Source organism: Clostridium sp. LIBA-8841 (assembly GCF_034439435.1).
Classification (GTDB): Bacteria; Bacillota; Clostridia; order Clostridiales; family Clostridiaceae; genus Sarcina.
Window position 1 is genome coordinate 22,718 of record NZ_JAPCKJ010000009.1, and the last position, 22,662, is coordinate 45,379.

At 27.4% G+C, this 22,662-nt stretch carries 22 protein-coding genes, 3 tRNA genes and 1 other RNA gene; 20 read left to right on the plus strand and 6 right to left on the minus strand.

The genetic code is table 11. From position 1 onward, the window contains the following. Positions 1-12: 12 nt before the first annotated feature. Positions 13-1,173: a L,D-transpeptidase family protein gene (locus tag OIF33_RS16665; RefSeq protein ID WP_322505364.1), complete on the minus strand. Its 1,161-nt coding sequence runs from the start codon at positions 1,171-1,173 to the stop codon at positions 13-15. 233 nt (positions 1,174-1,406) lie between these two features. On the opposite strand from OIF33_RS16665, the gene pepT reads away from it, so the two are divergent. Continuing rightward, a complete protein-coding gene (gene pepT, locus OIF33_RS16670; protein ID WP_322505365.1) occupies positions 1,407-2,627 on the plus strand; it encodes a peptidase T in 1,221 nt (406 codons plus the stop codon). 73 nt (positions 2,628-2,700) lie between these two features. Here the strand turns inward: pepT and OIF33_RS16675 are convergent, their stop codons facing one another. Then, positions 2,701-3,576, minus strand: coding sequence for a DegV family protein (locus OIF33_RS16675; protein ID WP_322505366.1), 876 nt, complete (start codon positions 3,574-3,576; stop codon positions 2,701-2,703). 187 nt (positions 3,577-3,763) lie between these two features. Between OIF33_RS16675 and OIF33_RS16680 the strand changes: the two genes are divergently transcribed. Together OIF33_RS16680 and OIF33_RS16685 are read left to right on the plus strand one after the other, a co-directional pair. Further along, a tRNA-Arg gene (locus tag OIF33_RS16680) sits at positions 3,764-3,840 on the plus strand. 224 nt (positions 3,841-4,064) lie between these two features. Next, entirely contained in the window at positions 4,065-5,204 is a 1,140-nt protein-coding gene (locus OIF33_RS16685; RefSeq protein ID WP_322505367.1) for a Card1-like endonuclease domain-containing protein, read from the plus strand. A gap of 152 nt (positions 5,205-5,356) precedes the next feature. On the opposite strand, the gene OIF33_RS16690 is transcribed toward OIF33_RS16685, so the two are convergent. Beyond that, a complete protein-coding gene (locus tag OIF33_RS16690; RefSeq protein WP_322505368.1) occupies positions 5,357-6,241 on the minus strand; it encodes a phosphatidylserine decarboxylase in 885 nt (294 codons plus the stop codon). Between the two features lie 166 nt (positions 6,242-6,407). Between OIF33_RS16690 and OIF33_RS16695 the strand changes: the two genes are divergently transcribed. The 7 genes from OIF33_RS16695 (at position 6,408) to OIF33_RS16725 (ending at position 10,773) form a co-directional block, all read left to right on the plus strand. Next, a complete protein-coding gene (locus OIF33_RS16695; protein ID WP_322505369.1) occupies positions 6,408-6,977 on the plus strand; it encodes a TetR/AcrR family transcriptional regulator in 570 nt (189 codons plus the stop codon). A gap of 54 nt (positions 6,978-7,031) precedes the next feature. Next, positions 7,032-7,106 (plus strand) — tRNA-Arg (locus OIF33_RS16700). 153 nt (positions 7,107-7,259) lie between these two features. Further along, positions 7,260-8,525, plus strand: a complete 1,266-nt coding sequence (locus OIF33_RS16705) for a hemolysin family protein (RefSeq protein ID WP_322505370.1) — start codon at positions 7,260-7,262, stop codon at positions 8,523-8,525. 2 nt (positions 8,526-8,527) lie between these two features. After that, complete coding sequence (gene tadA / locus OIF33_RS16710) at positions 8,528-8,959, plus strand: tRNA adenosine(34) deaminase TadA (RefSeq protein ID WP_322505371.1); 432 nt, start codon at positions 8,528-8,530, stop codon at positions 8,957-8,959. Positions 8,960-9,022: 63 nt separating this feature from the next. Further along, positions 9,023-9,481: a hypothetical protein gene (locus OIF33_RS16715; protein ID WP_322505372.1), complete on the plus strand. Its 459-nt coding sequence runs from the start codon at positions 9,023-9,025 to the stop codon at positions 9,479-9,481. A gap of 154 nt (positions 9,482-9,635) precedes the next feature. Then, the gene (locus OIF33_RS16720) at positions 9,636-10,001 is read left to right on the plus strand and encodes a DUF2809 domain-containing protein (RefSeq protein ID WP_322505373.1); all 366 of its coding nucleotides are present in this window, start codon (positions 9,636-9,638) and stop codon (positions 9,999-10,001) included. Between the two features lie 109 nt (positions 10,002-10,110). Further along, positions 10,111-10,773: a glucosaminidase domain-containing protein gene (locus OIF33_RS16725; RefSeq protein ID WP_322505374.1), complete on the plus strand. Its 663-nt coding sequence runs from the start codon at positions 10,111-10,113 to the stop codon at positions 10,771-10,773. A gap of 139 nt (positions 10,774-10,912) precedes the next feature. On the opposite strand, the gene OIF33_RS16730 is transcribed toward OIF33_RS16725, so the two are convergent. Beyond that, positions 10,913-12,385 carry a protein adenylyltransferase SelO gene (locus tag OIF33_RS16730; protein ID WP_322505375.1) on the minus strand — a complete coding sequence of 491 codons (1,473 nt, stop codon included), beginning with the start codon at positions 12,383-12,385 and terminating at the stop codon, positions 10,913-10,915. A 333-nt stretch (positions 12,386-12,718) separates the two neighbouring features. On the opposite strand from OIF33_RS16730, the gene OIF33_RS16735 reads away from it, so the two are divergent. The 10 genes from OIF33_RS16735 to brnQ all read left to right on the plus strand — a co-directional run bounded on the left by OIF33_RS16735 (position 12,719) and on the right by brnQ (position 21,225). Next, on the plus strand, positions 12,719-13,912 hold the full coding sequence (locus tag OIF33_RS16735) for a phospholipase C (protein WP_322505376.1): 1,194 nt from the start codon (positions 12,719-12,721) through the stop codon (positions 13,910-13,912). Positions 13,913-14,106: 194 nt separating this feature from the next. Then, entirely contained in the window at positions 14,107-15,033 is a 927-nt protein-coding gene (locus tag OIF33_RS16740; RefSeq protein WP_322505377.1) for a GTP-binding protein, read from the plus strand. A gap of 20 nt (positions 15,034-15,053) precedes the next feature. Then, positions 15,054-15,644, plus strand: a complete 591-nt coding sequence (locus OIF33_RS16745; protein ID WP_322505378.1) for a GTP-binding protein — start codon at positions 15,054-15,056, stop codon at positions 15,642-15,644. Positions 15,645-15,646: 2 nt separating this feature from the next. Continuing rightward, on the plus strand, positions 15,647-16,540 hold the full coding sequence (locus OIF33_RS16750; protein WP_322505379.1) for a permease: 894 nt from the start codon (positions 15,647-15,649) through the stop codon (positions 16,538-16,540). A 12-nt stretch (positions 16,541-16,552) separates the two neighbouring features. Beyond that, entirely contained in the window at positions 16,553-17,272 is a 720-nt protein-coding gene (locus OIF33_RS16755) for a hypothetical protein (RefSeq protein ID WP_322505380.1), read from the plus strand. A 201-nt stretch (positions 17,273-17,473) separates the two neighbouring features. Then, positions 17,474-18,244 carry a prolipoprotein diacylglyceryl transferase gene (lgt, locus tag OIF33_RS16760; RefSeq protein ID WP_322505381.1) on the plus strand — a complete coding sequence of 257 codons (771 nt, stop codon included), beginning with the start codon at positions 17,474-17,476 and terminating at the stop codon, positions 18,242-18,244. 196 nt (positions 18,245-18,440) lie between these two features. Beyond that, positions 18,441-18,530, plus strand: a tRNA-Ser gene (locus OIF33_RS16765). A 2-nt stretch (positions 18,531-18,532) separates the two neighbouring features. Beyond that, positions 18,533-18,797: signal recognition particle sRNA large type (gene ffs, locus OIF33_RS16770), an RNA gene on the plus strand. 165 nt (positions 18,798-18,962) lie between these two features. Next, the gene (locus OIF33_RS16775; RefSeq protein WP_322505382.1) at positions 18,963-19,469 is read left to right on the plus strand and encodes a hypothetical protein; all 507 of its coding nucleotides are present in this window, start codon (positions 18,963-18,965) and stop codon (positions 19,467-19,469) included. A gap of 469 nt (positions 19,470-19,938) precedes the next feature. Then, positions 19,939-21,225 (plus strand): branched-chain amino acid transport system II carrier protein, encoded by a 1,287-nt coding sequence (gene brnQ / locus OIF33_RS16780; protein ID WP_322505383.1) that lies wholly within the window; start codon positions 19,939-19,941, stop codon positions 21,223-21,225. Positions 21,226-21,284: 59 nt separating this feature from the next. Here brnQ and OIF33_RS16785 read toward each other — a convergent pair whose 3' ends face one another. Together OIF33_RS16785 and OIF33_RS16790 are read right to left on the minus strand one after the other, a co-directional pair. Further along, positions 21,285-21,755, minus strand: coding sequence for a GNAT family N-acetyltransferase (locus OIF33_RS16785; protein WP_322505401.1), 471 nt, complete (start codon positions 21,753-21,755; stop codon positions 21,285-21,287). A gap of 243 nt (positions 21,756-21,998) precedes the next feature. Beyond that, positions 21,999-22,493, minus strand: a complete 495-nt coding sequence (locus OIF33_RS16790) for a dihydrofolate reductase (RefSeq protein ID WP_322505384.1) — start codon at positions 22,491-22,493, stop codon at positions 21,999-22,001. Positions 22,494-22,662: the final 169 nt, after the last annotated feature.

The window sequence follows — 22,662 nt, forward strand, 5'->3', positions numbered from 1 at the left end:
GCTGTTTTTTATTTAATATATTATTATTTTTGAGCCGTTTTTAACATTATCATAAAGCCATTTAGAATCTTCAACAGCTAATCTTATGCATCCATGAGAGGAAGGAACACCTAAGGTTGAATCAGATACTGTTGTTTGGTCTGCATCAAAAGGAATTGAATGAAATAAATAATTTCCCATGAATTGAACATAGTATTTTCCACCCTGACCGTATTTAGGTGAGAAAAACCATGGTGCTCTAGATTGAACAGTGAATACTCCAACTGGCGTTTCTTTTCCTTCAATACCTGTTGAACAAAGGAAAGATTTTTCTAAAGACCAATTATTTTCTGAGCCTTCATATACATAAGTCTTTTGTTCAGCAATATTAACGAAAACTAAATGATCAGTTTTACTACTAATATCAAATTGATTTATTGTATCTGAATTTAATTTTTTATAATATTCCATAACGGGAGCAGTTCTTTCTGTAGCCTTATCTATATTTTTTTGACTATAATTTTCAAGATGCTCTAATCTAAGTTTTTCTAATTCATCTTTTTTGGCTTGTAATGTTGAATCTTCTGGTAAAGTTTCAAGCTGAGAATCTAAATATTCTATTCCTTTTGAATATTTTTCATTTGAAATATATTCATCTACAGTTTCTAAGATAGGTTCTCTTATTTCATTTAAACATACTTCTTCATAGTCTGAAGCTTTTGATTTAAAATCAGAAAGATTATGTACACTTTTAAAATAGTTTAAAGCTTCTAAATAGTTATATTCATTTAACTTAGAAACTCCAATATCAAAATATTCCTTTGAATTTTTAATTATGGGAACTGTATATTTAAAGTTTGATATTTCTTCATTTAATACATTGAAAGAAAGTAAGTGATTTAATTGTTCTACTGCTACTTCTTCTGATATATCTCCAGAAGAAAAATCAGCTTTTATATCTGAGAACTTTTTTATTATTATGTCATCTGATGAATTAAGAAATGATTTTTTTAATAAAATATTTTTTGTTCCCTTGTTAAAATAATTTGAAGCTGCTTCATAATTATTTGATTCTAAAGCTTCATTGAATTCATTTAAATTATTTTTAAATGATATTGTAAAATAAGCTGCAACTAATACTAATGATATTAATAATGTTGAGCAGATTGTGATTAAAAGTTTTTGTTTTTTCATTTATGTACTCCTAAAAAATTTAATATTTATATTTAAATAATAGACAATAATTTAAATAATAGACAATAATTATCATAATATCAAAAAAATATTAACCTTAATCATTATATTACATTTTTGTCCTTTAAATAAGGACTATTGTATTTTTAGTATTAAACAGTCATAATATTAATATAAAGTAATCGCTTAAATAAAACGTTAACAATTTATTTTGTAATAAGGTGGTGTTGAGTATGAAAAAAGTTCATGAAAGATTTTTAGAATATGTAAAAGTAGATACTAAATCAGATGAAACAACAGGAGTGACTCCTAGTACAAAAGGCCAGCTAGAACTAGGAAAAATGCTTGCAGAGGAATTAAAGGCAATTGGAGTAGATGAAGTAAGAATAAGCGAAGAGGGATATGTATATGCTTCTTTAAACAGCAATTGTGACAAAGATATTCCTAAAATAGGATTTATTTCACACATGGATACTGCACCAGATATGAGTGGAAAAAATGTAAATCCTAAAATTGTTGAAAACTATGATGGTAAAGATATAGAATTAGGAAATGGTTATGTATTATCACCAAAGTTTTCACCAGAACTTCCTATGTATAAAGGACAGACTTTAATAACTACAGATGGAACAACCCTTTTAGGAGCTGATGATAAAGCTGGTGTAGCTGAAATAATAACTGCTATTGAATACTTAGTAAATAATCCAGAGATTAAACATGGTGATATTAAAATAGCATTCACTCCAGACGAGGAAATTGGAGAAGGTGCAGATCACTTTGATGTTAAAGGATTTGGAGCAGATTTTGCTTACACAATGGATGGTGGTAGAATAGGTGAATTAGAGTATGAAAACTTTAATGCTGCAGGCGCTAAGGTTGAAACAATAGGTAAAAATGTTCACCCAGGAAGTGCTAAAGGAAAGATGATTAACTCTATTTTAGTTGCTCATGAGTTTATTTCTATGCTTCCTTTAGATGAAGTTCCAGAAAAAACTGAAGGATATGAAGGATTCTCATTCTTATTAGATATAAAAGGAGAAGTAGAAAAAACTACATTATCATTCATAATAAGAGACTTTGACAAAGAAGGATTCAAAAATAGAAAAGCTAAATTTAATGAAATCGCTGATGAATTAAATAAAAAATATGGTGAAGGTACAGTTACTGTAACTTTAAAAGACCAATATATGAATATGAAAGAAATGATAGAACCTAGAATGCACATTGTTGAAACCGCTGAAAAAGCTATGAAGGAATGTGGAATTGAACCAATCAAGAACCCTATAAGAGGTGGTACTGATGGTGCTAGATTATCATTTATGGGATTACCAACACCAAACATATTTACTGGTGGTGAAAACTTCCATGGAAGATATGAATATATCTCAATAAATTCAATGGAAAAAGCTGTTGAAGTAATACTAAACATAATAAAACTTTATGCTGAAAAGTAGATTTTTAGATTAAAGAATGAACCTATAAATATATTTTGAATTCTTCTCTTAATATATTTATAGGTTCTATTTTTTAAGGTTCTTTTGTATCGCCTAAGAAGAATAATGCTAAAGTTCCTACTCCGGTATGGGAACCTATAACTATTCCTATATAATCTATAATTATGTTTTTAACATTATATTTTTCTCTAATCATATTAGCTAAAATTTCTGCATCTTCAATACAATCACTATGAGCTATAAATATTGTTTGCTCTTCTGGATTTACAATGTGTTTTTCAAGTCCTTGGAAAAGAGCTTTTATAGATTTTTTTCTTCCTTTAGCTTTTGCGAAATTATGAAGTTCACCTGCATCATTTACATATAACATTGGCTTTATGTTTAGTAAGCTACCAATAGTTGCGGCTGTAGAAGAAATTCTACCACCTCTTTTTAAATGATCTAAACTATCTACTGTGAAATAGTGGCATACTTTGTTTTTATTTTCTTCAACCCAAGAAGAAATTTCATCTATAGATTTTCCATCTTTTTTCATTAAACCAGCATAATAAACAATTAATCCTTCACCTAAGCAAGCTGCTTTAGTGTCAATTATTCTTATATCTGCATCAGGATATTTTTCCAAAAGTTCTTCGCGAGCCATAAGTGAACTATTGTGTGTTCCACTTAAAGCTGATGAAAATGCTAAATATAGCACTGAGATTCCTTGTTTTACATACTCTTCAAAAGCTTCAACAAATCTAAATGAATTTACTTGACTTGTTGATGGCATAGCACCTTCTCTTATTTTATTATAAAAATCTTTATGAGTTAATTTTCCGTCAAAATTATCAACATATTCTTTATTATTAATATTACATATAAGTCCTAAATAATTAATATCTAAATCTTTAACCATGCTCTTTGGAAGGTCTGCTGCTGAGTCAGCGAATATAACAAAATTTTTCAATGCACTTTTTCCTCCTTTTTTAATATAATATTACTAACTAAGTATAATATTTAATATAAAAAATATCTAGTTAATAGAATATTGTATTAGACATTAATAATATATTTAATAATAAATTAAGCTTTGGGAATAATATGTAATATCTTGATTTATTAATTAATATATGATATTATAAGTCTGTTAATATGCGGTGGTAGCTCAGCTGGATAGAGTAGTCGGCTACGAACCGATTGGTCGGGGGTTCGAATCCTCTTCGCCGCACCAAAAGCTTGTAACTTAAGGTTACAAGCTTTTTTTTTATACCCATTAATATATTCTAAAAACTTTATAAATATCCTCTTTATATTTTAGATATAATTGGAATTTAGAATAAAAAAGTTTTCTTAGGTGAAAATAATTATAAAATGAAGCGCTTAATTCATTAAGAATTTTAGTCAAATTATCTAAGTTTAAAGAAAGATAAAATAATATGCTAAAGGTGAAATAGTATGAATTATGATTTTATAATTACGATTTTAGATGAACATAATGAATCCAGTATTTTATTAACTGAAAAATTAAATCCTAAAGAAATACTTTATTTATATGAAAGTGATGATGAATTAAAAATTTTAAATCCTTTAAGACAATTTTATTTAAATAAATTTCCTAATTGTGTTTTTAACGATGAAAAATTAGGTGGGAATAAATTAATTTCTATTGAAGGAGCCATAAAAAAAATTAAGGATAGAAAAGTAGCAATATGTGTAAATCAGGGAAATAAAAAGGACATCTTAATAATGTATACTTTAGCTCTAAAGCATAATATAGATGGTTTTTTTATAGATATACCAAAGGAAGAACTTTTAAAATTTAATTTAGAAAATATACAATGTGAAAAGTGTAGTTTTGTAGATTTAGATGTTGAGGATATTATAAATAGTATTGGAGCATCTATTGTTATAGACTCAACAGAAATTTCTGAGATTAATATCATAGAGAGTATGACTAATTACATAGCAGATAATTTATTATTATGGGAAAATTACAAGACAAGGCTTAGCGACAACAGTGTGTTTATTCATGATGTTTCAAATCCAAGATGCATAAAGATAGATAAAGAGTTGTTGAATAGAGAAGAGGTAATACTTTTAGACAAGATACTTGAGTTCTTAGAAAAAAATAATCAAATAAGAATAAAAAATACAGATCAATGTTTAAAAGTAATATTTCAAAATGAATTTATAAAAGGATTTATTTTTAAAAGTGGAACTTGGCTTGAAGTTTTAACAAAAAATATTATTGAAGAAATAAAAAGTGTTGATGATATAAAAAGTGGAGTTTTATTTCTCTGGAATGATAAAGAAGTTAGAGTTAAAAATGAGCTAGATGTTGTTGCTATAAAAGATTCAGTTCTTATATGTGTTTCTTGTAAAGACTCAAAAAAATATGATGAAGTTGCTTTAAATGAATTAAATGTTTATTCAGAACAATTAGGAGGAGAAAATGTAATAAAAATATTAGTAGCTACTAAACCTCCTATTAAATCATCTACTTCAAAGAGAGCTAAGGAGATGAATATAAATTTAGTAATTTTTGATGGAGACAAAAAAGCATTTAAGGAAGAGTTAGAAAAAATAATAAAATAAATTTTATTTTAAAACTTTATTTTATATAAAATAAAATTTATTTCTAGGATAAATAAAAAAAATAAGGAGAAAATAAATATAAATTCTCCTATAATCTTATTTTATAAAAAACAGGAGCTTAATTATTTTTCAATAATTAAGCTCCTGTTTAACTATTTGTGTCCAATAGTTTCACCCATATTAACTTTAGTTTCAAACCCTAATTTTGTTTGTTCAACTATATCTGAATCTACTTTTACCATACCTTTTTTAAAGAATAGTATAGTAGTTGAACCACCAAATTTAAAGTATCCTTTTTCTTCTCCTTTAGTAACTCTTTTACCAGGAGTATATGTTTGAAGAATTGTACCAACACAAGTAGCACCAACTTCTACATGAAGAATTTCACCAAAATTATCAGAGTTAAAAAGAGACCATTCTCTTTTATTCTTACAGAAAAGTTCAGAGATATTATTAAGAGCTATTGGGTTAACTGAGTAATAAAAACCTGAAATTTTCTTTGTTTCACCACAAGTTCCGTTATCTACAAAATGAAATCTGTGGTAGTCTGTAGGACATAATCTTAGTATAAGGCAAGTTCCACCTTTAAATTCTTCTGCAACCTTAGGATCATCTATTAATTCCCTTAAAGAATATGTAAATCCTTTAATTTGTACAACATTATCAAGATCTATGTTTTCAAATGCAGATAATCTACCATCTCCAGGAGAAATTAAAATATCCTCGCTAAAATCAATAGGTCTAGCTTCATTTGTTAATGTTCTTGCAAAGAAATCATTGAAATTTTCAAATTCATTTATGTTTTTATTACAAAGAGACATATCAATATTGAACTCATCAATAAATGGTTGAATTTTTTTCTTACTTAAAGAAGAATCACAATAATTTCCGTAAACCTTAGAGAATATCTTCTTTTTTACAAATAATTCAACGAAGCTTTTTCCTACAGGAGATGAATAAGACCAATTTATATATTTAAGACCAGCTACTTGCTCGATGTCATAAGTTTTAGTTTTCCTATTATAAACCTTTATCATAAATTATATCTCTCCTAAAAAAATTATGTTAAATACATATCTTATATTATTATATATATAAAATCAAATTGTAAACAAATAAATTACAAAATTATATATTATTGATTAAATAAAATAAGTGGTATATCATTAAATTGTTTTATAAATAAATGTTGGAGTGAGTAGTATGAGTAGAACTAAGAATGCTATTTTTGAAGCAGCTATACAGGTTTTTGCTACTTCAGGTTATAATGGATCAAGAGTTGATGAGATTGCAGCTAAGGCAAATGTTGCTAAAGGAACTCTTTATTACAATTTTAAAAGTAAAGAGGAAATTTTTAATTTTGTAGTAGAAAATGGTTTAGAGATTTGGAATGCTAAATTAGCTGAAATAGAAATTTCCAATGATGAACCTATAGATAAATTAAAAGCTCTTTTTAGAATGCAATTTAAATTACTATATGATAATAGAGCATTTTTTAAACTTGTAATAAGTCAATTATGGGGTAAGGAAACAAGACAAGATGGGTTAAGAAGTAAGATTAAAGAATATATAGAAGGGGTAGAAAGAATACTAAGAGAAGCAATGGTGAAAAAGCAAATAAGAGAGTGTGATGTTTCTCTATTAGCTCATAGCTTATTTGGAAGCCTTATATCTGCATCGTTATATGAATTAAGTATAGATAAAATAATAGATGTTAATAATGTTATAGAGGAACTTACAGAAAACACTTTAAATGGTATTGTAATAAAATAAGTTGTGTTGACATATATTTGTTAAAGAGTTAAAATTATTATAAAATTCTAATAAGTCTCCATAGTTCAATGGATAGAACAATCCCCTCCTAAGGGATAAATGTAGGTTCGATTCCTACTGGGGATACCACGGTTTTAACTGTGAAGAAAGAACTCCATATATATATGGAGTTTTTTTTGAATATTTATAAAAATATATTTAATAAGAAAATTTTGTATAATATAATATTATATAAGAAAAATAAAAATGAAGAAAATATATAAAATAATGGGAGTGGTTTAGTTGGACCAATATACGTCTCAAATTTTGCTCTTGATAGTATTAATAATACTATCTGGATTTTTCTCAGCATCAGAAACTGCATTAATGTCTTTAAGTAAAATTAGGATAAGACATATGGTTGATGAGGGAGTAAAGGGAGCTAAATTATTAGAAAAGCTATTAGAAGATCCTAATAAATTATTAGGTGGAATATTGATAGGAAATAATATAGTTAATATAGGGGCATCATCATTAGCATCAACACTTGCTTATAGAATTTTTGGTGATGGTGGAGTTGCTTTAGCAACTGGTGTTATGACTATTCTTATTTTAATTTTTGGAGAAATAACACCTAAGTCATTAGCTAAACAAAATGCAGAAAAAGTTTCTTTATTTGTGGCACCTGTAATAAATATAGTTGTTATAGTTTTTAAACCATTTGTTTGGTTATTCTCTTTAATATCATCATTAATAGTAAAAGTGTTAGGTGGTGATTTAAATAAGAGTCAGCCATTTATAACTGAAGAAGAATTAAAAACAATGGTCGATGTAAGTGAAGAAGAAGGTGTTCTTGAAGTTGAAGAAAAAGAAATGATATTTAATGTTTTTGAATTCGGAGACCTTCAGGTAAAAGATATAATGGTTCAAAGAGTAAATGTTGTTGCAGTTAATGTAACAGCTACTTATGAAGAGGTAATAAAAGTTATAAAGGAAGAACAGTTTTCAAGAATACCAGTTTATAATGAATCAATAGATGATATAGTTGGTATATTATATATTAAAGATTTAATTCTTTTAGATAGTTATGAGGAAAACTTTGATGTAACTAAGTACATGAGAGAGCCGTTTAGAACATTTGAATTTAAGAAGATAACAGAGTTATTCTCAGAAATGAAAACAACTAGAAACCATATATCAGTAGTATTAGATGAATATGGTGGAACAGTTGGTATAGTTACTATTGAGGACTTAATAGAAGAAATCGTAGGAGATATTGAAGATGAATACGATGAGAGAGATAAGGATATAGAAGTTATCAAAGCAAATGAATTTGTAGTAGATGGAAGCACAAGACTTTCAGATTTAAGTGATATGATAGGCTTTGATATAGAGTCTGAAGAGTTTGACTCTATTGGAGGTTATGTCATAGGGCATTTAGGAAGAATGCCTGAGGTTGGAGAAGAAATAAAAACAAATAATCTTAGAATTATTGTTGAAGAATTAGATAGAAACAGAGTAAAAAAAGTTAGAGTTTACACATATAAAAGAGAACAAGAGGAGAGTTAATAGTGCTTAGTTTAGCTTTGGAAGAGGCAGAAGAAGCTAGAAAAAAAGGAGAAGTTCCTGTAGGTGCTGTAATCGTCAAAGATGGGAAAGTCATTGCAAAAGCCCATAATTTAAAAGAAAGTTTAAATGATCCAACAGCTCATGCAGAAATTCTTGCTATAAGAGAAGCTTGTAATAAAATTAATAACTGGAGACTTCAAGGATGTGAGATGTATGTGACTTTAGAGCCTTGTCCCATGTGTGCTGGTGCAATTCTCCAAAGTAGAATCTCTAAAATTCATATAGGAACCTTTGATGAAACAACTGGAGCAGCTGGTTCCATAGTAAATATTCTTCAAAATCCTAATCTTAATCATTTTCTTGAGGTTAAGTGGGAAAATGACGAGAATTGTAGTAAAATATTAACAAAATTTTTCAAAGATAGACGTGGGTAAGTAATGATTTACTTACCCATTTTATGTTATACTGAAAATACAAATATTGGTGGGGGGTGCATTATGAACAAATTAGACATGATGGTAGGATATGAAATAAATTTCTATGAAAAGAAATTTGATGAAAATGTAAAGAAATTATCTTACTATATGCATAGATGTTTTAATGAAACTATAGGGGAAAAAGTTGCTGGAATAGCTATTGAAGAGAATCTTTTATATGCTTGGTCATATTATTTTGTTACGATAGCTGATGAAGATCCTAAAATGGGTGACAGAATAATGATGGGACTTATAAACCACTTTAACAAATTATTAGAAGATAAGAATGTAAAAATAAGTGGTAAAGAAGGGGCAAAATTAATGATAGATCCTTCTTTCTGTAGAGTATGGTTTGGTACAAGTTTAAATGTTATGTTAGTTAAAAAATATGGTGAAGAAGACTACAAGGAAGTTTTCGACTACATTAAGGATAACTACTTACAAAAAGAATGTAAAGTAAGATCATTAAAGGTTTCATAATAATGTTTTTTAAATCAGTAAGTAAAGCTTTACTTACTGATTTTGTTTATATTATATAATTAATAAACAGTTTTAAAACTTAGAAAATATTAATAGATAAAATTAAAAGGTTTTTAGAACTAATTACATAAGATAGTGTGAAAGAAGTGTTTTTATGAAAATAAATAAAAAATATTTATTTACATTTTTTGTATTGCTAATAGTTGAAGTTTTTATTGCGCTTTTTGTTAAAGATAATTTTATTAGACCATATATTGGTGATGTTTTAGTTGTAATAGTAATATATACATTCATAAGAGGAGTAGTAGGAAGGAAAATAAAATTTTTACCTCTTTATATCTTCTTATTTGGTGTTTTAGTTGAAGTTTTACAATACTTTAAAATTGTTGAATTATTAAATCTTCAAAATAGTAAGTTCTTCACAATACTTATAGGAACGTCCTTTGATATAAAAGATATTTTATGTTATTTAGTTGGATGTTTAATTTTAGTTTTCTGGGAATTTATAAATAAAAATTAATTATTTAAAGTGGACTCAAATTTTGAGTTCACTTTTTTTACATAAATGAAGAGATGAGGGCATATTATTTTAGAGAGAATATTATGTAATAGTATTAGGAGGACTTCTTGTGAATGAAGATCAATTTAGTATAGATACATTATTAGTATCAATACTTATAATGTTGACACTTATAAATATAGATGTGATTCATATAACTGAAGCTCAAAATATAAATATAGAGATAGAAACAGAAGAGGATGTTCCTATAGTTTCAAATGCTTTTATAACAGCTAATGATGCTAAAAGATGGGCAGAGGGAAAAGGAGCTACTAGTGAGTTTATTGAATTAGCTGATTTATATTGGAAATATTCAGGTGAACATGGTGATGTAAATCCAGCTTTAGCTTATGTACAAGCCGCAAAAGAAACTGCGTATGGTAATTTTGGTGGAGTTTTAGATGCTTCGTATCATAATCCTTGTGGGTTAAAAACTAACAAAGGTGGGAGTGATAAAGATCCTAATGCTCACATGAGGTTTAAAAGTTGGAATGAAGGAGTAAAAGCTCATTTAGATCATTTAGCTTTATATGCAGGTGCTGAAGGATATCCGAAAGTTGAGACTAATGACCCTAGACATTTTCCTTCAATACTTGGAAAGGCTGAATCAGTAGTTGATTTAAGTAAAAGTTGGGCTCCAAGTGAAACTTATGGAGAAGAGATTCTTGCTATGTACAATGAAATGCTTGAAAGTGCAGGAAATCAAGATATAGAGGTAATAAATATATTTTAATAAATAAAAAAATTGGGCTATATCAAAACTTTAAATAATAAAACTTTATAAATTCTTACTGTAATTTAGCAATTCTTGAAATAAATTTATAAGTTTTTTATTAATTTTGATATAGCCTTTTTATTTATAGCAAAAAATTTTAAGTTCCGCAGTATGTTACATAAGGAATATTATTTTTTTCAGGTAACTCAGTATAACACTCAAAAGCTTGAGAATAATCATAAGGGTTCTTTAATACTTCTAAAAGATTATTCATAACAGTATAATCTCCTTTTTCAGCACTTTTTAAAGCTTCTTCTACTCTATGATTTCTAGGAATTACGTAAGGATTATTTTTCATCATTAAGTTTTTAACATCCTCATTTGATTTATTTTCTTCTTTCAATCTATTCTTCCAAAGAGTATACCAAGTCTTAAATTCATCAGTATTAAAAATTGGTTCATTTTCAATTTTGTTAAGAGTTAAAGCAACAAAAGTATTAGTATAATCAGCAGCATATTTTTGCATTGTACTTAAAAGGTCTTCAATTAAGGCTTCATCTTCAGGCTTCTTATTAAATAAACCAAGTTTAGCTCTCATCTTATCAAACCAATACTCTTTATATATTTTGGAAAAGTTTGATACTGATTTTCCTGCAATTTCAATTGCATCTTCTAAATTATCACTGAAAAGAGGAAGCAAGGTTTCTGCAAATCTAGCTAAATTCCACATAGCTATACTAGGTTGATTTCCATAGGCATATCTTCCAGCAACATCAATAGAACTAAATACTGTATTAGTATTATAGGTATCCATAAATGCACATGGACCATAGTCTATAGTTTCACCAGAAATAGCTACGTTATCAGTATTCATTACTCCATGAATAAATCCAACGCTTTGCCATTGTGATATAAGCCTTGCTTGAAGATTTATTACTTCTTCAAGGAATAATATATATTTATTTTCACTATTCTCTATGTTAGGAAAATGTCTTCTAATAGTGTAGTCGGTAAGAGCTTTAATATCTTCTGGAGTTCCCCACTGTGCCGCATAAGCAAAGGTACCTACTCTAATATGACTAGATGCTATTCTAGTTAATATAGCACCAGTTTCAAATTTTTGTCTTATTATTTCCTCGCCAGTATCAACAACAGCGAGACTTCTAGTAGTAGGAATTCCAAGGCCATACATTCCTTCACTTATGATATATTCTCTAAGCATAGGAGCAAGAGCTGCTTTTCCATCTCCACCTCTTGAATATATAGTTCTTCCTGAACCTTTAAGCTGAATATCAAATCTTTTTCCATCTTTAGATATATGTTCACCTAATAGAACCGCTCTACCATCACCTAACATTGTAAAATGACCAAATTGATGGCCAGCATAGGCTTGAGCAATTGGCTTAATTTCTTCAAAAGTTTTATTTCCTGCAAATATATTAAGCCCAAAATCACTATTTAAAACTTCTTCATTAAGTCCAAGTTCCTTTGCAAGAGAGGAATTAAATTTAATAAGTTTTGGATTTTTTGAACCCTTAGGATTTTGTTCACTAAAAAATATACTTGGAAGAGTTGAATAACTATTTTCTAAATTAAATCCTGCCTTTAATTCTAAATTTTTATCATTCATATTTTTCAAATCCTTTGTTTTATAATTTATTTCAAATTTTATTCCATCCCTATTATTATGTGTAAAATTCTTATATTAAATTAAAAACAATATTTACCTCATTATAACACTATTAAATATAAGTTTTTATAGTATATATAACTAAAAATAATGATTTTCATAAAAGAAATGAATTAATTATTATCACAATTTGAATTGTATTTAAAATTCATTTAAAAAATATTCAATTTTTTAGTGAGTTGCTGGTAATTTTATGGTATAATGTAAATACAAGTATTAATGGTTATTAAACAAAGGGGATATTTAAGCTTAAAAGAATAACGGGGGATAAAAATGAAAAGAAAAATTTTTAAAGTACTTATTTGTGCAACTTTAGCAGCTGGATTATGGTCTGTGCGTACAACTAAAGTTTATGCTTGGGATGGAAAGGCTGATGGAACTGGGACTCATGCTATGATTGCAACTCAGGGTGTTGAAATTTTAGAAAACGATTTATCAAATAGTGAATCAGCAAGTATAAGAGATAATTTACAAATTTTGAAACAGAACATGCATGATTTTCAATTAGGATCTACTTATCCTGATTATGATAAAAATGCTTATGATTTATATCAAGATCATTTTTGGGATCCTGATACAGAAAATAATTTTTCAAAGGACAATAATTGGTATTTATCTTATTCAATACCAGATACAGCAGAATCTCAAATAAGGAAATTTTCAGCCTTAGCTAGATATGAGTGGGAAAAAGGAAATTATAAACAAGGTACTTTTTATCTTGGGGAAGCAATGCATTACTTTGGAGATGCAGATACTCCATATCATGCTGCTAATGTAACTGCAGTTGATAGTCCAGGACACGTTAAATTTGAGACTTTCGCAGAAGAGAAAAAAGATCATTATAAAATAAATACAACAGGAAGTAAAACTGATGAAGCTTTTTATGCTAATATATTGACTAATGAAGATTTCAATTCATGGTCAAAAGAATTTGTTAGAGGTTATGCTAAAACAGCAAAGGATTTATATTATAGTCGTGCTAATATGAATTGTAGTTGGGAAGATTGGGATTATGCAGCAAAAGTAGCTTTAGCAAACTCTCAAAAAGGAACAGCAGGGTACATATATAGATTTTTACATGATGTATCAAATGAAAATACTTCATCAAACAACAAAAATGTAAATGAATTAGTGGCTTACATAACAACTTGTAATGAAGATTATTCTGGAACAAATGACTATATGTATTTTGGAATAAAAACAAAGGATGGACAAACTCAAGAGTGGAAAATGGACAACCCTGGAGATGACTTTATGAGTGGAAGTCAAGATACTTATACATTTAAGTTAAAAGATGAAAATTTAAAAATTGATGATATACAAAATATGTGGATTAGAAAAAGTAAATTTACAGAATTTGCAGATGACTATAAACCTGCAAATATAAAGATAATATCAAATGGAAATGTTGTAGTGGATAAGGATATAAATGAATGGATTGGAAATACAACATATAATATAAAATAATAGGTTTTGGTAGTATTAAAGAAGCTTAAGCAAGATAAAAATCTTGTTTAGGCTTTTTTTACTTTATCTGAAAATCGTAATAGTTTAAAACATATATTTAAATAGCTTTTATAGGATTAGTACTTAAAGTAATAATCCTTTTATTTTAAGAATATAATCAATAAGAATATTGTTGCTATATTGGGAGGATTCAAATGAAAGTAGATATAATTTCTGGATTCTTAGGAGCTGGTAAAACTACTTTAATAAAAAAGCTTTTAGATACTTTAGTAGATAATGAGAAGGTAGCTATTGTGGAAAATGAATATGGAGAAGTTGGAATTGATGGAGCATTACTTCAAGATAGAAAGATTGAGGTGAAAGAAATTAATTCAGGTTGCATATGCTGCACAATAAAAGGTGATTTTAAGCAGAATATATTAGATATAATCTCGAATTATAGACCTGACAGAATTATAGTGGAACCTTCAGGAGTAGCTAATTTTTCTCAGGTGCTTGAGTCTATAAATGAAGCTGGAATAGACGGGTTAAGAATAAATATGAAAATTACTATGGTTGATGCTCAAAATGTTGATATGTATATGAGAAACTTTGGTGATTTTTATAGGAGTCAGTTAGTTAATGCGAACACAATAATACTAACCAGAGTAGAAAAACTTTCTAACGACGAAATTACAGAGGTGTGTAATAAAATAAAAAGTATAAATAGTAAAGCTAATATTATAACAACTGAATTGGACAAGTTAAGTGCAGAGAGAATAATTCAGGTATCTGAGAGAAAAGTTGAGGAATTAATAAGTAGTACAACTATTAAAAAGCCTAGGATTATTGGATTAAGAAGAGTATCTGCACCAGAGTTCTTTGAAAATTGGGGAGTAGAAACACCGAAAACTTTTGAGTATTCTGAGTTATTAAAAATCCTGAATGAATTTCAAAATAATAAACATGGTGAAGTTCTAAGGGCAAAGGGAATAATTAAATCAAAGAATGATAAATGGTTTAAATTTGATTTTGTTCCAAATGATATTTCCATAGTTGATTATAAAAGTGATTATACAGGAAGAGTTTGTGTCATAGGAAGAAATTTAAATAAAGATAGTATAGATAAATTATTTTCATAATAATAAGGGGGAGGGGTTAGGTGAAAAAGTGTTCTATTGATTTGATTACAGGTTTTTTATCATCTGGAAAAACATCTTTTATAAATCATATTTTAAATGACTTTTCTAAAGAAGAAATATTGATAATACAATGTGAATCAGGAAAAGAATCCTTATTTACAAATAAATTTAATAGAAATGTTAATGTAAAATATTTTTCTAGCATGGATGAAATGAATGAAGAAGATTTAATAAGAAGTATAAAATTTTATGCGCCTAGGAGAATTTTAATTGAATGTAATGGTGCTGCAGAAACAAAAGTATTTATAGAGAAAATTAAGGATGGAAAGCTTAAAGAATATTTAAAAATTGGGCTTATAGTTAATTTAATAGATATGACAACCTTTAATATGTTTTTAAAGAACATACCATCAATGATAATACCGAACATATCATTAAGCAATCTTATTGTTTTAAATAAATGTAATGAAATAAGTCCAGCTTCTTTAAAAGAATATAAAGAAATGATAGGAAGATTTAACCCTAATGCACATATAATTAATTGCATAGGCAAGGAAGAGAGAAATATGAATTTTAATAAAGATAGACTTATAAATAGGATGATGGGATAAGTATGGAGCTTTTAAATAAATTTTCTATAATTTTTTCTAGTATAGTAATAGAAGCGCTGCCTTTTATACTTATAGGGGCAGTGCTATCTTCCTTTATGCAAGTTTATATTTCAAATAATATATTTAATAAAATAATATCTAAAAATAAATTATTAGGTTCAATTCAAGCTGGTATAATAGGTGTTTTTTTACCTGTTTGTGAGTGTGCAACTGTACCTATAACAAAGGGGTTATTAGGTAAGAATGTTCCTATAAATGTAGCAATAACTTATATGTTAGCTGCACCTATAGTTAATCCATTAGTTATTTTATCAACATATTATGCCTTTGATGGAAACATAAAAGTAGTATTGTTGAGAGTAGGGATTGGGTTTGGAGTAGCAGTTATAGCTGGGCTAATTATGCTTTGTTTAAGTGAAGGAAATAATATTTTAAGAGAAGATAAGGTCTTAGATTTAGAGGGCAGATGTCTTTGTGGCTGTTCAGAAATAGATGATGATTCTAGTAAGCCAATAAGGCTTTTAAAGCATACCTCCATTGAATTTTATGAAATAGGTAAGTATTTTATAATTGGTGCTACCTTGGCATCATTATTTCAGACTTTTGTGCCAAGGGAGAGTATTTTTTACTTTGAAAATAGTACAGTATTATCAATAATAATACTAATGGTATTTTCATTCTTAATTTCCTTATGTTCAGAAGCTGATGCTTTTGTTGCTAGTACTTTTATGAATAGATTTTCTTTAGGATCAATAACTGGATTTTTAATTATAGGACCAATGATAGATTTAAAAAACACAATAATGTTATTTTCAGTATTTAAAAAATCCTTTGTAATTAAGCTTTTATTTGTAGTCTTTTCACTTTGTTTTATAGCTTCAGCTTTGGTGTTTTAAGGAGGAAATTATATGAGAAAATTTAATTTTAGTGAATTCATATGGTTTCTTATATTAGTTTGTTTTGAATTTATAATTATAAAAATGTTGTTAAATGAAAAAATTTTTTTGATTATATCAAGAGATATGAAAGCATATATGATTTTATCTACAATAATATTATTTTTACTTTTAATTATTCAGTTTTTTAATATTTTCAAGGTATCTACTAGAAAATTTCTTAAAACAGGATATATTATATTTATTTTTGCTTTAGTAATTTTAAATATAGCTAATGGACTAAATATTAATCAAGTTTCTTTAAGTTTAAAAGGAGTTAAATTATATCATGATAGACATAAGGATTTAAGTCATAATCATAGTCACTCTCATGATGCTGTAAATATTGAAGAGGCTTTAGTTTTTACAGAAGAAAATTTTCATAACTCTGTAGAGGAACTAATAATTCACTTAGATGACTACATAGGAAAAGAAATTTCTATAGAAGGACTTTTATATGTCAGTGATTTATATGAAAAGGGTGAATTTGCAATAACACAAATAGAAATGACCTGTTGTATAGTTGATTCAACTTATTTAGGGGTATTATGTAAAGGAGATTTGCCTGATTTAAATAATGGAAGTGAAATAAAAATTAAAGGAATAGTTGAATCTAAAACAATTAGGAATAATGCTGGAGAAGAGATAAAAATACCACTAATAAATGCATTCTATACTGATACTTTGCAATAAGAAGTTTTAAATAAAGGTTCACATAAAAAAAGATTATAAAGAAAATATTTTAGTAGGTTTATTTTATATAAGATCTAAAAAGTAACTAATATTTTAATTACTTTTTAGATTTTTTATTTTTAAAGGTTTTGAGATACATATTTACTTAACAATTTTTCTGTAATATTATTATAAAAACTAAAAAGGAATTGGAGGGATTAGATGAATCCAGTGGCATTTTCAATTGGGAGTTTTGAGGTTAGATGGTATGGGATAATAATTGCCTTAGGAATTCTAATAGCAATGGCATTAATAAGCATTAATGCTAAGAAAAAGAATTTAAACTTTGATGTTATACTTGATTTGTTTTTATGGTGTTTTCCTTTTGCTATTATAGGAGCTAGAGCATATTATGTGCTTTTTGAGCTTGAAAATTATCATAGCTTTTGGGAAATGATAAATATAAGACAAGGTGGACTAGCTATTCATGGGGGAATAATAGGAGCTTTCTTAACTGCATTTATTTATTGTAAAGTTAAAAAAATAGATTTTTTAGCTTATGCAGATATTGTAGCACCAGCTTTTATATTAGCTCAAGGAATAGGAAGATGGGGAAACTTTTTTAATCAGGAAGCTCATGGGGGGCCTGTTAGTAGTGAATTTATAAGTAAGTTTCCAGAGTTTATTCAAAAAGGAATGCACATAAACGGAACTTATTATCATCCTACGTTTTTATATGAGAGCATATGGGATATATTTGTTGCTATTATCTTAATGATAATCTTATACAATATTACAAATAAATATAAAGGTGTAGTTATTTCATCTTATATAGCCTTATATTCATTAGGAAGATTTTTCATTGAAGGATTAAGAACAGATAGCTTATATTTTATGAATATTAGAGTTGCTCAGCTAATAAGCTTATTAGGGATTATAGTTGGAGTAGGAGCTATAATATTTATTATCATAAAAGCAAGGAAAAAAGAATAAGAATAGTTATAAATTAGATTTTAATATAGACTAATATGTATGAGCTCTTACTTATACATATTGGTTTTTTATTAAAAATTTTTATTTGAAGGAAAATTTGTTATAAAAATGGAATAATTATAATTAAATTTTCAGTATTGAATTGGTTAGATTTATATGTTAGAATGAAAAAGTATCATAAATTAATATTTATTATGGAGAGATGTCCGAGTGGTCGAAGGAGCACGCCTGGAACGCGTGTGTAGGGGAAACTCTACCGAGGGTTCAAATCCCTCTCTCTCCGCCATGCCGTGCTAGATGGGGAGTTAGCGGTGCCCTGTAACCTGCAATCCGCTACAGCAGGATCGAAGTCCTCATAGAGGCTCTAGCTTGTGGAGTCTGCCCTATGTAAGTGGTGTTGAGAGTTGGGCCCCACGCAATGAAAACCTGTGAACCTCGTCAGGTCCGGAAGGAAGCAGCGATAAGCAGTCATTTTCATGTGCCGTGGATCAGTCTGGCTTGAGCTAACTGCATAGGTAACGTTCATAAGCTATTGTCGAAGTGAGGTGCACGGTTTTATTATGTTTTTAAACTTTTAACTTATTTAGTTAAAAGTTTTTTTTATTTGTAAAATTATGTTTTCTATATATTTACAAATAGTTAATAAATAAACTTTAGACTTATTGGTATAATTATATACGTCAACTTACGATAAAAATGTAATTTTACGGAGGAGTTTATGGGAAAAAAAATTTTGGTAGGAATATTATCAGCGACTTTATCATTATTCATCCTTGGATGTGGAAGTGTAGGCGTTGAAAAGAATGTAACAAATAGTCCCGTAGAAAAAAGAAGCGAAGAAGAAAAACAGAAAAGTAAAGAAGAATATATAGACAAGCTTTCATCAACTATTGTTAATATAAGTGTAGATGGCTCAATAAATAATATGAGAACTATATCTGAAACAGGAGAATTAAATGATATTATGATTGAAGAGTTAAATAAATCAAACAACTTTTTTCAGTCTTTAGTTGATGATTTCACAAGTTTAAATGTTCCAGAGGAATTTGTTTCCTATAATGATGATATATTAAATAGTTTAAATGATGCTAAATCATCTTTAGAGGTATTAAAAAATTCTGAAAACAAAGAAGATATAAAAAATAATGCAAATAAATTTATTCAATCTAATAAAGAAATATCTCATATAATAGATAAGGTTTTATTATATTATGCTGGATGCTAAAAGTTTATATATTAAACTTAGATAATTAGGTTGTATCAAACTCTAACAACTAAATTTATAAATATGTTTTTATATTATTTATAGAATTTGTTGAATTATTTTGATATTATCTCATTATTTTTTATTGACTTTTTGCATTTAAGCAATTAAAATACTATTAACATAACAAATTAAAATTTTTGGAGAGTATGGTAAGATGAATAATTTAAACTTAACTAAGGCTTTACAATTAAATACCTTTTACTTTAGCTATTATAGTTAAGTTTGTGTTTATGATACATACGGAATCATAGATGCAAACTAAAAGTTTGTATCTATGATGGCTAAGTTTACAATGCATGTAGAGTCACATAGATAAACACTATGTGGCTTTTTTTAATCCTAGGCAACTAAGGCCACATAGTTTTACACTATGTGGCTTTTTTATATGAAAAATATAAATTAATTAGATTGGGGTTGTACAAAAGACATGAATAAAAAGAAAGATATATTAATAATAGGATTCGCTTTATTCTCTATATTCTTTGGAGCAGGAAATTTAATATTCCCTCCATACATAGGATTAACTTCAGGAAGTGAATGGTTAGTTAGTTTTTTAGGATTCATAATATCCGATGTAGGAATAATATTTTTATCAATTGTTGCTATTTCTAAAACAGGATCATTCCAAGGGGTAGCAGGAAAGGCTGGTAAAAAGTTTGGAATTACCTTAGAAGTTTTAATGATGCTTTGTTTAGGTCCTATACTGGTAGTTCCAAGAACTGCTGCAACAACATTTGAAATGAGTATATCACCTTTACTTAGTAACATTAATCCGTATTTATTCTCTATAGTATTCTTTTTAATAGTAATTATATTAACAATAAAACCTAATAAGGTTATGGACATAATAGGAAAAGTTCTAACACCTTTATTATTATTAGCATTAGCAGTATTAATAATAAAAGGAATTACTAATCCTATTGGAGAATTAGAAAAAGTTAATTCAGGGAAGTCATTTATGAATGGAATCACTCAAGGATATCAAACAATGGATGCCTTAGGAACTGGTGGAATTGTAGCTCTTGTTATGGCTTCGTTTGCTAGTAAAGGATATAAGGATAAAGGTGAAAAGAGAAGACTTACAATAAAATCTGCTTTAATTGCATGTATTGGACTTGCTATGGTTTATGGTGGATTGACATATTTAGGAGCTACAGCTTCAGCTTTATATGATAGTGGTATTTCTCAAACAACTTTACTTATGAATATAACTAACAGAGTATTAGGTTCTACAGGTACTATCATGTTAGCAATAGTGATAGGACTTGCATGTCTTACAACCGCTGTAGGATTAACTTCTGTTACTGCTAAGTACTTTGAAGATGTTACTAATAAAAAGTTAAAATATAAGCATATAGTAATAGCAATATGTATATTTAGTGCATTAGCTTCTAATTTAGGAGTAGATAAAATAATACAAATAGCAGTACCTATATTAAGTTTAATTTATCCAGTTTCTATATTATTAGTGATAATGAGTATATTTGGAAATTTCATTTCAAATAATGCGGTCATAAAGGGTGCAACTTATGTAACTCTTTTAATAAGTTTATTTACTGTAATTGATAGTTTAGGAATGAAAATTGCATTTGTTCATAAATTGCCTCTTGCAAACTTAGGATTTAACTGGGTTGTTCCAGCTATAGTTGGAGGATTAGTAGCAGGTTTAATATTTAAGAAAAGAGAAATTGTAGCTTTAGAAGAAGCTTGTTAAGTAATTAAATATAAAGTATATAAAAAACTAGGTAATATAAATTTACCTAGTTTTTTATTTTATAATTTACATTTATACCATACATCACAAGCATAGTGTTCTGTTTCTATTAATGGTTTATCAAGTTGTACAAAACCATGTTTTTTATAAAATTTATTTGCTGCAGTCATATTACTAAAAGTTTCAAGATAGCATTCTTTATAGTGTTTTTTTGCAAATTCTAAAGCTAACTTTAATAGTTCATTTGCAATTCCATTGCCTCTAGATTCTTTTAGACAATACATTTTTTGTAGTTCACATACATTGTCAACTCCATGTAAAGGACCAATACCGCAACCAGCAATTATTTTATTATTTTCTTCTACAACCCAATATTTAGATTTATCTTCTTGATAAACTTGAAAAAAACAACCTAAATTAGGATCAGACCAAGCACACCCAGGTTTATTAGCTCCAAATTCAATTAGACATGTTCGTATAAGTTCTTCTACTTGTTTATTATCCTTTTCTTGGATCTCTCTTATCATGATTCCTCCTAAAGTAATGTAGATTATTATTGTTTAATATTAGAATAATGTACTTTAAGCTAATATTTCATTCTGATTTTTAATAATTAATATTAAAAATAAAATTAATAAAATAACAAAAATAGCTTTTAGTAAAAAAATTTTTTTCTTATCTAATTTATTTATGTTTTTATCACAACTTGAATTGAATTTTTTTATTAAGTCATAAGGAATAAGCATTTATGATCACCTCTAAATAAATGATGACTAAATATATTTATTTTTTTTGTAATTTAAGAATTTAAACTCAATGTTATTCTCTTCATAAATAGGGCTTTCATAAGTCTTTATACAATTAGAATAATTTATTTCTGGAAAATAAGTATCCCCTTTAAATTCTTTTAAGACTTCAGTTATATATAATTTTGAGGAATATTTTAAAAGCTCAGAATATATTTTACCGCCACCTATTATAAAAACTTCTTCTTTACTATTTTCATACTCTTTAATTAATTTTTCTAAATCATTATAAATAATTACATCTTTATGGTCATAAGAAAAATCTTTATTTGTAGTTAATACTAAATGGGTTCTTCCAGGCAATACACAAGGAAGAGATTCAAAAGTTTTTCTTCCCATTAATATTTTTTTGCCCATAGTAAGTTCCTTGAATCTTTTTAAATCAGAAGGAATATTCCAGGGCATGGAATTATTAACCCCAATGATATTATTAATACTTTTGGCAACAATTATAGAAAACATATAAAAATCCTTTCAAGGTTAACTTAATTATATTACTAAGTTAATTATATAATATTTTAAAAAAAGAAAATATTAATCATGATATAATAGTTTAACTGAGAAAAAATATAAATCAAGTATAATAGGTATTATGGTTTGTTTTGATGTATAATAATTATATGTTAATGCA

What these genes read in the sequence shown, in the direction of transcription:
- OIF33_RS16775 (WP_322505382.1), top strand. Translation starts at nt 18,963, where the DNA reads ATGGGAAAAAAAATTTTGGTAGGAATATTATCAGCGACTTTATCATTA.
- OIF33_RS16740 (WP_322505377.1), top strand. Translation starts at nt 14,107, where the DNA reads ATGAAAGTAGATATAATTTCTGGATTCTTAGGAGCTGGTAAAACTACT.
- OIF33_RS16665 (WP_322505364.1), bottom strand. Translation starts at nt 1,173, where the DNA reads ATGAAAAAACAAAAACTTTTAATCACAATCTGCTCAACATTATTAATA.
- OIF33_RS16715 (WP_322505372.1), top strand. Translation starts at nt 9,023, where the DNA reads ATGAACAAATTAGACATGATGGTAGGATATGAAATAAATTTCTATGAA.
- OIF33_RS16790 (WP_322505384.1), bottom strand. Translation starts at nt 22,493, where the DNA reads ATGTTTTCTATAATTGTTGCCAAAAGTATTAATAATATCATTGGGGTT.
- lgt (WP_322505381.1), top strand. Translation starts at nt 17,474, where the DNA reads ATGAATCCAGTGGCATTTTCAATTGGGAGTTTTGAGGTTAGATGGTAT.
- OIF33_RS16735 (WP_322505376.1), top strand. Translation starts at nt 12,719, where the DNA reads ATGAAAAGAAAAATTTTTAAAGTACTTATTTGTGCAACTTTAGCAGCT.
- pepT (WP_322505365.1), top strand. Translation starts at nt 1,407, where the DNA reads ATGAAAAAAGTTCATGAAAGATTTTTAGAATATGTAAAAGTAGATACT.
- OIF33_RS16685 (WP_322505367.1), top strand. Translation starts at nt 4,065, where the DNA reads ATGAATTATGATTTTATAATTACGATTTTAGATGAACATAATGAATCC.
- OIF33_RS16695 (WP_322505369.1), top strand. Translation starts at nt 6,408, where the DNA reads ATGAGTAGAACTAAGAATGCTATTTTTGAAGCAGCTATACAGGTTTTT.
- brnQ (WP_322505383.1), top strand. Translation starts at nt 19,939, where the DNA reads ATGAATAAAAAGAAAGATATATTAATAATAGGATTCGCTTTATTCTCT.
- OIF33_RS16750 (WP_322505379.1), top strand. Translation starts at nt 15,647, where the DNA reads ATGGAGCTTTTAAATAAATTTTCTATAATTTTTTCTAGTATAGTAATA.
- OIF33_RS16720 (WP_322505373.1), top strand. Translation starts at nt 9,636, where the DNA reads ATGAAAATAAATAAAAAATATTTATTTACATTTTTTGTATTGCTAATA.
- OIF33_RS16755 (WP_322505380.1), top strand. Translation starts at nt 16,553, where the DNA reads ATGAGAAAATTTAATTTTAGTGAATTCATATGGTTTCTTATATTAGTT.
- OIF33_RS16730 (WP_322505375.1), bottom strand. Translation starts at nt 12,385, where the DNA reads ATGAATGATAAAAATTTAGAATTAAAGGCAGGATTTAATTTAGAAAAT.
- OIF33_RS16690 (WP_322505368.1), bottom strand. Translation starts at nt 6,241, where the DNA reads ATGATAAAGGTTTATAATAGGAAAACTAAAACTTATGACATCGAGCAA.